Source organism: Ramlibacter monticola (genome assembly GCF_016722785.1).
Lineage (GTDB): Bacteria > Pseudomonadota > Gammaproteobacteria > Burkholderiales > Burkholderiaceae_C > Ramlibacter > Ramlibacter monticola.
This window is the reverse complement of the sequence record NZ_JAEQNE010000011.1, coordinates 114,866-125,586: the sequence shown is the minus strand read 5'-3', so window position 1 is coordinate 125,586 and position 10,721 is coordinate 114,866. Positions and strand designations below refer to the sequence as shown.

The following is a 10,721-nucleotide window of genomic DNA, read 5'->3' as shown; positions in this document are numbered from 1 at the left end:
GGGGGACAGTCGCTGAGACGAACAGTCCCGGTCTGATCCGGCAAGAAGGCAACAAACTCTCGCACAGGAGAACCTCAGAGCACGTCCTTCAGGTAGATCGTGGACAACCTGCCCGTGTGCCACAGCTTCGCCGTGGCCTCCGACACCGGCAGCAGCAGGTGCCGCATCAGCGGCTCCAGCGCGGTCGACTCCACGTCCGCGAGCATCACGTAGCGCGTCCCGACCCGGTCATCCACCTCGTTGAGGCGGCCGACCCAGTCCAGTTGCACGAGGGTGTGCAGCACCGGTTCCAGCTGCAATGCATCCACCTGGATCGCCTGGGACAGCTCGGTGGCGCTCAGGCCGCGCCGCGCCGTACCCTGCGCGCCCCGCAGCTGCTGCAGCACCTCCAGCGCGAGCTGGAACTGCCAGCCATGTCCGCCCGGCCGGCGGTGCGCGCCCGCCAGCAGGCTGGGCAGGTAGGCCGCCAGCACGGCGCCGAACAGCACGATCAGCCAGGCGATGTAGATCCACACCAGCAGGATCGGCAGGGTCGCGAAAGCGCCGTACACCACCGAATAGGTCGGCACCTTGCCGATGTACCAGGCCAGCAGCCGCTTGGCGATCTCGATCCCGATCGCCGCCGCGAGGCCACCGGCGATGGCATGCGATCGGCGCACCGGCGTGTTCGGCACGTAGTGGTACAGCCCGGACAAGCCGCCCGCGAGCAACAGGAATTCGAGCAGGTCGATGACGAAGGTGATGACCCCCGGCAACTGCACCAGGCCCCGCGAGGCCGAGATCACGTAGGAGGTCGTGCTCAGGCTCGCCGCCAGCAGCAGCGGGCCCAGCGTCATGGCGGCCCAGTAGATCAGGACGCGCTGGGCCAGCGGACGGCCGCGCCGCACGCGCCAGATCCCGTTGAGCGTGCGGTCGATGGTGAGCACCAGCGCGAGGGCCGTCACCAGCAGCGCGGCGAGGCCGACGCTGCCCAGCCGGCTCGCCTTGCCGGCGAACTGGGTCAGGTAGCCCAGCACCTGGCGGGCGATCGCGTCGGGCACGAGGCTCTGCACCAGCCAGCCCTGCAGGTTGGACTGCAGCTTGCCGAACATGGGAAAGGCCGTGAACAGCGCGAGCGCCACGGTGAAGAAGGGCACCAGCGCGATCGTGGTGGTGAAGGTGAGACTGCTGGCCGACAACCCCAGGCGGTCCTCGCGAAAGCGTTCGCGCAGCGTCAGCGCGGTGGACCGCCAGGGGAAACGCGCGAGTTCGGCGAGCAGCTGGCGCGGATTCATCGGCCGCTATGATGCCACCGCCCATGCAGCCTTCCGAAAGCACCGTCGCCGTCCCCCCCGCCGTCGAAGCCACGCGCTGGATCGCCGTGGTCAGCCTGCTGGGGCTGATCGTGGTGCAGCTTGCCTGGCACCTGTGGCTGCCGGAGCGCCCCAGCCTGTGGGCGGTGAAGGCGCTGCCCCTGTGCGTCCCGCTCGCCGGCCTGCTGAAACGGCAGATGTACACCTACCGCTGGACCAGCCTGCTCGTGTGGCTCTATTTCCTCGACGGCGTGATGCGCGTCGGGGAGGGGGCCTTCGCGGTGCTGGAGATCGCCCTGTCCCTCCTCCTCTTCGTTGCCTGCGCCCTGCACGTGCGGATCCGCCTGCGCAACGCCAAGCCATGAACGACCTGATTTCGCAATTGCGCGGCGCGGTGGGCGCGGCGCACGTCCTCACCGATGGCGACCTGAGCGCCTGGGAAACCGACTGGCGCAAGCGCTCGCGCGGCAAGGCCCTGGCCGTGGTGCGCCCCGGCTCGACCCAGGAAGTGGCCGCCGTCATGCGGGCCTGCGCCGCGGCCGGCACCCCGGTCGTGCCGCAGGGCGGCAACACCGGGCTGGTGGTCGGCGGCGTGCCGGACGAGTCCGGCCGCGAGGTGGTCCTGAGCCTCACGCGCCTGAACCGCGTGCGCGCCATCGACCGCGACAACCTGACCCTGACCGTGGACGCCGGCTGCGTACTGCAGAACCTGCAGCAGGCCGCGGAAGAAGCGGGCCTGCTCTTTCCCCTGAGCCTGGCGGCCGAGGGCAGTTGCACCATCGGCGGCAATCTCGCCACCAACGCGGGCGGCACCCAGGTGGTCCGCTACGGCAACACGCGCGAGCTGTGCCTGGGCCTGGAGGTGGTGACGGCGCAAGGCGAGGTCTGGGACGGGCTCACCGGCCTGCGCAAGGACAACACCGGCTACGACCTGCGCGACCTCTTCATCGGCAGCGAGGGCACGCTGGGCGTGATCACCGGCGCCACGATGAAGCTGTATCCGCGCCCCGCGGCCACCCTCACGGCCTGGGCGGCGGTACCCTCGATGGAAGCGGCGGTGACGCTGCTCGGGCTGGCGCACCGGCACCTGGGCGCCGGGCTCACCGGCTTCGAGGTGATGGGGCAGTTCGCGCTGTCGCTGGTGGCGAAGCACTATCCGCAACTGCGCGTGCCGCTGCACGAGTCGGTGCCCTACTGCGTGCTGCTGGAGAACGCCGACCAGGAATCGGAGGAACACGCCCGCTCCGTCTTCGAGCGCCTGCTGGAAGTGGCGCTGGAAGACGGGTGCGCCGCCGATGCCGTCGTGGCGGAGAACCTCGGGCAGGCGCACCAGCTGTGGCACATCCGCGAGGCCATCCCGCTGGCGCAGGCCGAGGAAGGCCTCAACATCAAGCACGACATCTCGATCCCCGTCTCGCGCATCCCGGCGTTCTGCGCCGACACCGACGGCCTGCTGCGGCGGGAAATCCCCGGCGTGCGGCTGGTGAACTTCGGCCACCTGGGCGACGGCAACCTGCACTACAACGTGCAGGCGCCGGAGGGCGGCGACATGAAGGCCTTCCTGAACGCCAACGAGGAGCGCGTGAACACCCTGGTGTACGAGCAGGTGAAGCGCTTCGACGGTTCGATCTCGGCGGAGCACGGGATCGGTCTGCTCAAGGCGGGCAAGCTGCCGGACTACAAGTCGCCGGTGGCGCTGGGGATGATGCGGGCGCTGAAGCGGGCGCTCGATCCGGGGAACATCCTGAATCCGGGGCGGGTGGTGCACATATAATATGCGCATACAGGATGGGGGCTCTCCATGCTCAAGTTCGACGACGCTCCGAAGAAGGCGACCAATCTTTCGCTGAACAGCAAGGTGCTGGAAATGGCCAGGGAACTGGGCATGAACATCTCGCAGACGGTGGATGCGCTGCTGGCCGAAGAGGTCAGGCGCCGGTATTGGGAGAAGTGGAAGGACGAGAACAAGGACGCGATCGGCGAGTACAACGCCCGCATCGCGAGCGAAGGGCTGCCCCTGGCGAAATACCGCAGCTTCGGGCGCACCCTCGGCGACGGCCGCAAGAAGGCCTGACGGGTGGCCCGCTTCGACGTCTACGGCAACCCGGATCCTGCCGAACGCAAGTCCGTTCCCTACTTTCTCGACCTGCAGAACGAATTCCTCGAAGGCCTCGAAACGCGTGTCGTCGTTCCGCTCAGGACGCCGGAAGGCTTCCGGGGCCGGCTGCGCAATCTCAACCCTGACCTGCAAGTGGACGGGAAGACCGTGACCATGGACACGGCCACCATCGCGGCGATTCCGATGGGGGAGTTGCGCCGCCCCGTCACCAACATCGCCGACCAGCGGCTCCTGATCGAGGACGCCCTCGACACCCTCTTCGGTTCGCACTGAAATGACTTCTCCCCGCCCCGTCCGCTCGCAGTACGAGGACTTCATGCGCCATGTCTACACGCATGGCGTGACCAAGACCGACCGCACCGGCACCGGCACGCGCAGCGTGTTCGGCTACCAGATGCGCTTCGACCTGAACGAGGGCTTCCCGCTGGTGACCACCAAGAAGGTCCACCTGAAGTCCATCATCCACGAGCTGCTCTGGTTCCTCCAGGGCTCCAGCGACAACAACTGGCTGAAGGAACGCGGCGTCACCATCTGGGACGAATGGGCGCGAGAGGACGGCGACCTCGGGCCCGTCTACGGCGTGCAATGGCGCAGCTGGCCCACGCCGGACGGCGGCCACATCGACCAGATCGCCGACGCGGTGAACACGATCCGGACCAACCCGGATTCCCGCCGCATCATCGTGAGCGCCTGGAACGTGGCCGACCTGCCGAAGATGGCGCTGATGCCCTGCCACGCCTTCTTCCAGTTCTACGTGGCGGAGGGCAGGCTGTCCTGCCAGCTGTACCAGCGCAGCGCCGACATCTTCCTGGGCGTGCCCTTCAACATCGCCAGCTACGCCTTGCTCACGCACATGATCGCGCAGCAATGCGACCTGGGCGTGGGCGACTTCATCTGGACCGGCGGCGACTGCCACATCTACAGCAACCACCACGAGCAGGTGGAGCTGCAATTGAGCCGCGCGCCCTACCCCTACCCCACGCTGAACATCCGGCGCCGGCCGGCCTCGATCTTCGAGTACGAGTACGAGGATTTCGAGGTGCTGGACTACCAGTGCCACGGGGCGATCAAGGCGCCCGTGGCCGTATGAAGCTGGGCCTGATCTACGCGCAGTCCCGCAACGGCGTGATCGGCCAGGGCGGCGTGCTGCCCTGGCACCTGCCCGAGGACCTGGCGCACTTCAGGCGCACGACCCTGGGCGCGCCGGTCCTCATGGGCCGCAGGACCTGGGAGTCGCTGCCGCCGCGCTTCCGCCCGCTGCCCGGGCGCAGGAACATCGTGATCACGCGCGACCCGCACTGGCAGGCGCCGGGCGCCGAACGCGCGGGCACCCTGGACGAGGCGCTGGCCCTGGGCGCCGGCGAGGAGACGGTCTGGGTCACCGGCGGCGCCGAGATCTTCCGGCTCGCCCTCCCCCACGCGCACGTCGCCGTCGTCACCGAGATCGACGCCGACTTCGAGGGCGACACCCATGCACCGGAGCTCGGCCCCGCATGGCGCGAAATCGCGCGCGAGCGCCACGTGTCTGCCAACGGATTGGCGTACAGCTTCGTTACCTACCACAACACCCACACGCATCCCGAGGAGTGACATGTCAGGCGGAACCTTCCACGTCCACGGCCCCCACGACCACGAACTGGAGCACGCGACGCAGCACGCCGCCGAACACGGCGCCGGCCACCACGGCGCCGCCCACCACGGCGTCGGCGGCGGCAGCATGACCAACCAGATCGCCATGTTCACGGCGGTGATCGCCACCGTCGGCGCGATCTTCGCGTACATGGGCGGCGCCACCCAGGCGAACGCGGGCCTGTTCAAGAACAACGCGGCGCTCAAGAAGACCGAAGCGTCCAACCAGTGGAACTACTACCAGTCCAAGAGCAGCAAGCAGAACCTGTCGGAGCTGGCGCTGGCCCTGGTGACGGAAGACAAGAAGGACTTCTACCGCAAGGAAATCGACCGCTACAAGCTGGAGAAGGCCGAGATCAAGCTGGCGGCCGACAAGCTCGAAGCCGAAGCCAACGAGTGGGACCGCAAGAGCGACGCCGAGATGCACGTCCACCATCGCTGGGCGCAGGCCACCACCGCGCTGCAGGTCTCCATCGCGCTGGCCGCCATCGCGCTGCTGACGAAGAAGAAGTGGCTGGAAGTCGGCATGTTCGGCGTGGCCGCCGTGGGCGCGGCCATCGGCGTGGCCGCGGCGATGCACATCTGAGCGACTAGTCGACTTTCGCGCCGGAGGCCTTCACCACCGGCGCATAGCGCGCCACCTCCCTGGCCAGCATGTCGGCGAACGCCTCCGGCGGCGTGGCGATGGGGTCGGCGCCCAGGTTCTCGTAGACCTTGCGGATCTCCTCGCTCTGCACCGCCTTCGCGAACTCCGCGTTGAGCCGGCGCACGATCGCCGGGTCCATGCCCTTCGGGCCGAGGATGCCGGTGTAGAGCACCAGTTCGAAGTTCGGCACGCCGGCCTCGGCCATGGTCGGCACGTCGGGGGCCGCGGCGACGCGCTTCGGCGTGGTCACCGCCAGCGCGCGCAGCTTGCCCGCCCGCGCGTTGCTCACCGCCGGCGGCATCGTCGAGAACACGAAGCTCACCTCGCCGGCCAGGATCGCCTGCGTGGCGGGGCCGCTGCCCTTGTACGGCACATGGACCGCGTCCAGGCCCTGGCTCGCCTTCAGCATCTCGCTGGCCAGGTGGATGATCGTGCCGTTGCCGGAGGAGCCGTAGGACATCTTGCCCGGCTCCGCTTTGGCCTGCGTGGCGAGGTCGCGCACGGACCTGGCCGGCGAGGACGGGTGCACTACCAGCATCAGCGGCGTCGAGGCCACCAGGGCGACCGGCGAGAAGTCCTTCGTGGTGTCGTAGGGCAGCTTCGGGTAGAGGCTGGCGTTGATCGCGTGGGTCGTGATGTCCTGCAGCCAGAGCGTGTAGCCGTCCGGCGGCGCCTTGGCCACCAGTTCGCCGGCGATGGTGGTGCCGGCGCCGGGCTTGTTCTCCACGATCACGTTCTGGCCGATCTGGCTGGACACCTTGGCCGCGAGGGCGCGCGCCAGCACGTCGGAGATGCCGCCCGGTGCGAAGCCGACGAGCATGCGGATCGGCTGCCGGGGGTAGTCCACCTGCGCGAATGTCGGCGCGGCGACAAGGAGGGCGAGGCCGCAGGCGGCGGCGCGGGCCAGGAACCGGACGAGAACGATTTTCATCGGGGCCTCCTGCAGGGTGAGCGGGCATGTTGCATGCGCGCGAATCCGTTCGAAGCACGCATCAGACAACTCTGATTTTGGCCGGCAGATGCAACAGGAGCGCGCGCGCACTCGCGCCTCGATGCGCCGTCTTTACTACTGGTTTCCCCTCTTCCCTTCCCTGAAGGCGCGCGTCCTACCCAGCGTCTCGCGGCCGAAATGAATACAAAACGTTCGGCAACAGCCGACGGTTCAGCTGTCTCTACCTTCAGTCCTAGCTCAACGAGAGCGAGGGAGGGGGAGAGGTCGATGGCATCTCCCCGATGTGTGAAATCAACCGAGAGGGAGTGTCTTGTGAACAGGCGAATCAACTCGAACCGTTATTTCCGCTTGCCGGCTGTCGGCCTTGCCGTCGCCTTGCTGTTCGGCTGCGGTGGTGGTGGCGGCGACGATCCCGAACCGACCGGCCAGTTGCTGGCAGTGCAGCTGCGCGAAACGTCCACGGTGCTGGCGGTCCGGACCCAGCTGCCGTCGCAAGGCGGCGCGAGAGAGGAATTCGAGGCGCAAGCCCTGAATTTCACTTTCGCCGCGCATGTGGACAGCGGCCGCAACGCCGGCCTGAACCTGAAGGGAAGCCTGGAGCTCAAGGGTGAGAGCGAGTCCGACGGAGTCACCAAGGTCGAAGGACGCTTCTTCCCGGACGCGACGGCGCCGGTGCCCAGCGCCGAGGACCTGAAGGCTGCCTTCGAGGCGAACCGGAAGGCGCTGAGGGATGCGATGCACGCCGACATCAGGGCGCTCTCGGCGGAGCTGAAGGCTGCGCTGGCAGCCGGTGCCGTCGCCGGCTCGGATGGGCTCAGCGCAGCCCAGAAGGAAGCGATGGCGGCGTTCAAGTCCAGGTTCGCCCAGCGCATGGACGCCTATTCGGCGGCGATGACCGCGCTGAATGCCGACTATCGTGCCGCGGCGCGGGCCCGCGAGGGACGTGGCGACGATGACGATGCAAGGGCCGACAGGGGCTACGAAGTGCGCGGGACCATCGGAACCAACGGGGCCGTCCAGCTGACGGTGAAGCTTGGCGACAGTGAGATGGTCAGCGTGACCGGCACCCTGGCCGTCGATGGCAGCATGAGCGGAAGCCTGACGGGTCCGGCAAGCGATGACGTGGGCGCCTGGACGGCGACGGCGGTCGGAACGCCTGTGCCTGCGCCGACGCCCACTCCGACGCCGACGCCGACGCCTACTCCGACGCCGACGCCTACTCCGACGCCGACGCCCACTCCAACGCCGACGCCTACTCCGACGCCGACGCCCACTCCGACACCGACGCCCACTCCGACGCCGACGCCCACTCCGACACCGACGCCCACTCCGACACCGACGCCCAGTCCGACGCCGACGCCCACTCCGACGCCGACGCCGACGCCTACGCCCACTCCGACTCCGACTCCGACTCCGACTCCGACTCCGACTCCGACTCCGACTCCGACTCCGACTCCGACTCCGACGCCCACGCCCACGCCCACGCCGGTCGGAAACGTCGCCGCGGGCGCCACGCTGTACGCCGCGAACTGCGGCGGTTGCCATGGCGCCGACCCGCGGAGCAACAACATGAACGTCCAGCGCGCCGGCACCGTCGCAGGAATGGATGCGGCATTCCGGAAGGTTTCCTCGATGAACCGCTTCCAGACGTCGCTGACGGCCACCAACAAGCTGGACCTGGCCGCCTACATCCTGAGCCGCTCCACGGCGACGCCGGCACCAACCCCCGCGCCGACCCCCGCGCCGACGCCCACTCCGACGCCCACTCCGACGCCCACTCCGACGCCCACTCCGGCGCCGGCGCCGGCGCCCGCCCCGGCGCCCACGCCCACGCCCACGCCCACGCCCACGCCCACGCCCACGCCCACGCCCACGCCCACGCCTGCACCTGCACCTGCGCCGGTCGGTAGCGCCGCCGCGGGCGCCACTGTGTACGCCGACAACTGTGCCGGTTGCCATGGCGCCGATCCGCGAAGCAACAACATGAACGTCCAGAAAGCCAGCACCGTCGCAGGGATGGATGCGGCGTTCAGGAGCGTCTCGTCGATGAACCGCTTCCAGACGTCGCTGACGGCCACCAGCAAGCTGGACCTGGCCGCCTACATCCTGAGCCGCAAGTAGTCGGCACGACGGTCCGCTTCGGACCGTCCCCCGGCCGGTGCACCGGCGTCCTCACGGGCGCCGGGCGCACCGGTTTTCCGCTGCGGGCACGCGACAATGGGGGCTTCGTCAACCACCCGCCAGCCGGATGAAACTCACCACCTGGAACGTCAATTCACTGACGGCGCGCCTGCAGCACGTGCTGGACTGGACCGCCGCCAACCCTGTGGACGTGCTGTGCCTCCAGGAGCTCAAGCTCACGGACGACAAGTTCCCGCTGGACGTGCTGCGCGGCATCGGCTACGAGCACTGCGCTGTCTTCGGGCAGAAGACCTATAACGGCGTCGCCGTCATGAGCCGCCTGCCGATGCGCGACATCGTGAAGAACATCGCCGGCTTCGAGGACGAGAACTCGCGGCTGCTGTCGGTCACCCTGGACACGCCCGCCGGGCCGCTGCGCCTCGTCAACGGCTATTTCGTCAACGGGCAGGCGCCCGGCACCGAGAAGTTCAATTACAAGATGGCGTGGCTGCGCGGACTGCGCGACTACCTGCACGAAGAAGTCGCTCGCCATTCGCAGCTGGTGCTGGTGGGCGACTTCAACATCGCGCCCGAGGACCGCGACTCGTTCGACCCCGAGGGGCTGCGCGAGACCATCCACCACACCAGCGAGGAGCGCGACCACTTCCGCAAGCTGCTGGAGCTGGGCCTGGTCGACAGCTTCCGCCTGTTCGAGCAGCCGGAGAAGAGCTTCAGCTGGTGGGACTACCGGATGCTGGGGTACCAGAAGAACCGCGGGCTGCGGATCGACCACATCCTCGTGAGCGAGGCGCTGAAGCCGCGCGTGGCGGGCTGCAGCATCGATCGCACGCCCCGCAAGTGGAAGCAGCCGAGCGACCATGCCCCCGTGACCGTGGAGATCCAGTGAACCGCCCTTCCATCCTCCTGACCGGCGGCGCCGGCTACATCGGCAGCCACACCTTCGTCGCGCTGCACGGGGCCGGCTTCGCGCCCGTCATCCTCGACGACTTCTCCAACAGCCACCCCGCCGTGCTCGAGCGGCTGGAGCGCATCACGAAGGTGCGTCCCGTGCTCGAAAAAGGGGACGTGCGGGACGTCGCATTCGTCGAAACGGTGCTTCGCCGGCACCGGCCCGCGGGCGTGGTGCATTTCGCCGGCTCCAAGGCGGTGGGCGAAAGCGTGGCGCAGCCGCTGAAGTACTTCGACAACAACATCGGCGGCGCCATCAGCCTGCTGCGCGCGATGGAAACGCTGGGCGGCGAGCTCCGCCCCACCCTGGTGTTTTCCAGCAGCGCGACGGTCTACGGCGATCCGGCGACGGTGCCCATCACCGAGGACTTCCCGCGCAGCCACACGAACCCGTACGGCCACACCAAGCTGGTGATCGAGGACATGCTGCTGGCGCTGCAGCGCGCCCGGCCGGAGTGGCGCATCGCCATCCTGCGCTACTTCAATCCGGTGGGGGCGCATCCCAGCGGGCTGATCGGCGAGGACCCGGCCGGCATCCCGAACAACCTGATGCCCTTCGTGACGCAGGTCGCGGTGGGGCTGCGTGCGCACCTGAACGTGTTCGGCGGGGACTACCCGACGCCGGACGGCACCGGGGTGCGCGACTACATCCATGTGGACGACCTCGCGGCCGGCCATGTCGCCGCGCTGCAGGCGCTGTTCGCCGGGCAGGAGAGCTTCACGGTCAACCTGGGCACCGGACGCGGGTACAGCGTGCTGCAGGTGGTGCGGGCGTTCGAGCAGGCCAGCGGGAGGAAGATCCCGTACGAGATCGTGGCGCGCAGGCCGGGCGACGTGGCGCAGTGCTATGCGGACCCGTCGCTGGCGAGGCGCCTCCTGGGCTGGGAAGCGCGCAAGGGTATCGACGAGATGTGCGCGGATGCGTGGCGGTGGCAGGAGGGGAACCCGAAGGGGTACGCGGGCTAGAAGCATTCCTCCTTCCCCCGTCCGGGA

Annotated in this window: 12 protein-coding genes; 10 read left to right on the top strand and 2 right to left on the bottom strand. The window is 68.6% G+C overall.

Annotated features, from left to right (window positions below):
- Positions 1-74 precede the first annotated feature (74 nt).
- Positions 75-1,274, bottom strand: coding sequence for a YihY family inner membrane protein (locus JJ685_RS28260; RefSeq protein ID WP_201677730.1), 1,200 nt, complete (start codon positions 1,272-1,274; stop codon positions 75-77).
- 23 nt (positions 1,275-1,297) lie between these two features.
- Between JJ685_RS28260 and JJ685_RS28255 the strand changes: the two genes are divergently transcribed.
- From JJ685_RS28255 to JJ685_RS28225, 7 genes are read left to right on the top strand one after another with little or no spacing between them, the layout of a single operon-like run.
- Positions 1,298-1,657, top strand: a complete 360-nt coding sequence (locus tag JJ685_RS28255) for a DUF2069 domain-containing protein (RefSeq protein WP_201677729.1) — start codon at positions 1,298-1,300, stop codon at positions 1,655-1,657.
- Complete coding sequence (locus JJ685_RS28250) at positions 1,654-3,066, top strand: FAD-binding oxidoreductase (protein ID WP_201677728.1); 1,413 nt, start codon at positions 1,654-1,656, stop codon at positions 3,064-3,066. Before JJ685_RS28255 ends, JJ685_RS28250 begins: the two co-directional genes overlap by 4 nt.
- A gap of 27 nt (positions 3,067-3,093) precedes the next feature.
- A complete protein-coding gene (locus JJ685_RS28245) occupies positions 3,094-3,366 on the top strand; it encodes a type II toxin-antitoxin system CcdA family antitoxin (protein WP_201677727.1) in 273 nt (90 codons plus the stop codon).
- A gap of 3 nt (positions 3,367-3,369) precedes the next feature.
- Positions 3,370-3,684, top strand: coding sequence for a CcdB family protein (locus JJ685_RS28240; RefSeq protein WP_201677726.1), 315 nt, complete (start codon positions 3,370-3,372; stop codon positions 3,682-3,684).
- A 1-nt stretch (position 3,685) separates the two neighbouring features.
- Complete coding sequence (locus tag JJ685_RS28235; RefSeq protein ID WP_201677725.1) at positions 3,686-4,501, top strand: thymidylate synthase; 816 nt, start codon at positions 3,686-3,688, stop codon at positions 4,499-4,501.
- Positions 4,498-5,001: a dihydrofolate reductase gene (locus JJ685_RS28230; RefSeq protein ID WP_201677724.1), complete on the top strand. Its 504-nt coding sequence runs from the start codon at positions 4,498-4,500 to the stop codon at positions 4,999-5,001. The genes JJ685_RS28235 and JJ685_RS28230 overlap by 4 nt, the downstream gene beginning before the upstream one ends.
- A gap of 1 nt (position 5,002) precedes the next feature.
- The gene (locus JJ685_RS28225) at positions 5,003-5,626 is read left to right on the top strand and encodes a DUF4337 domain-containing protein (protein ID WP_201677723.1); all 624 of its coding nucleotides are present in this window, start codon (positions 5,003-5,005) and stop codon (positions 5,624-5,626) included.
- A 4-nt stretch (positions 5,627-5,630) separates the two neighbouring features.
- Here the strand turns inward: JJ685_RS28225 and JJ685_RS28220 are convergent, their stop codons facing one another.
- On the bottom strand, positions 5,631-6,617 hold the full coding sequence (locus JJ685_RS28220) for a Bug family tripartite tricarboxylate transporter substrate binding protein (protein ID WP_201677722.1): 987 nt from the start codon (positions 6,615-6,617) through the stop codon (positions 5,631-5,633).
- A 333-nt stretch (positions 6,618-6,950) separates the two neighbouring features.
- On the opposite strand from JJ685_RS28220, the gene JJ685_RS30345 reads away from it, so the two are divergent.
- From JJ685_RS30345 to galE, 3 genes are all read left to right on the top strand, one after another.
- The gene (locus tag JJ685_RS30345) at positions 6,951-8,759 is read left to right on the top strand and encodes a c-type cytochrome (RefSeq protein ID WP_201677721.1); all 1,809 of its coding nucleotides are present in this window, start codon (positions 6,951-6,953) and stop codon (positions 8,757-8,759) included.
- Between the two features lie 127 nt (positions 8,760-8,886).
- A complete protein-coding gene (xth, locus tag JJ685_RS28210) occupies positions 8,887-9,666 on the top strand; it encodes an exodeoxyribonuclease III (protein ID WP_201677720.1) in 780 nt (259 codons plus the stop codon).
- Positions 9,663-10,694 (top strand): UDP-glucose 4-epimerase GalE, encoded by a 1,032-nt coding sequence (galE, locus tag JJ685_RS28205; protein WP_201677719.1) that lies wholly within the window; start codon positions 9,663-9,665, stop codon positions 10,692-10,694. The genes xth and galE overlap by 4 nt, the downstream gene beginning before the upstream one ends.
- Positions 10,695-10,721: the final 27 nt, after the last annotated feature.

Bases quoted from the DNA above. Each gene is read 5' to 3' on its own strand.
- JJ685_RS28225 (WP_201677723.1), top strand. From the start codon at position 5,003: ATGTCAGGCGGAACCTTCCACGTCCACGGCCCCCACGACCACGAACTG.
- JJ685_RS28255 (WP_201677729.1), top strand. From the start codon at position 1,298: ATGCAGCCTTCCGAAAGCACCGTCGCCGTCCCCCCCGCCGTCGAAGCC.
- JJ685_RS28230 (WP_201677724.1), top strand. From the start codon at position 4,498: ATGAAGCTGGGCCTGATCTACGCGCAGTCCCGCAACGGCGTGATCGGC.
- JJ685_RS28250 (WP_201677728.1), top strand. From the start codon at position 1,654: ATGAACGACCTGATTTCGCAATTGCGCGGCGCGGTGGGCGCGGCGCAC.
- xth (WP_201677720.1), top strand. From the start codon at position 8,887: ATGAAACTCACCACCTGGAACGTCAATTCACTGACGGCGCGCCTGCAG.
- JJ685_RS28245 (WP_201677727.1), top strand. From the start codon at position 3,094: ATGCTCAAGTTCGACGACGCTCCGAAGAAGGCGACCAATCTTTCGCTG.
- JJ685_RS28235 (WP_201677725.1), top strand. From the start codon at position 3,686: ATGACTTCTCCCCGCCCCGTCCGCTCGCAGTACGAGGACTTCATGCGC.
- JJ685_RS28260 (WP_201677730.1), bottom strand. From the start codon at position 1,274: ATGAATCCGCGCCAGCTGCTCGCCGAACTCGCGCGTTTCCCCTGGCGG.
- JJ685_RS28220 (WP_201677722.1), bottom strand. From the start codon at position 6,617: ATGAAAATCGTTCTCGTCCGGTTCCTGGCCCGCGCCGCCGCCTGCGGC.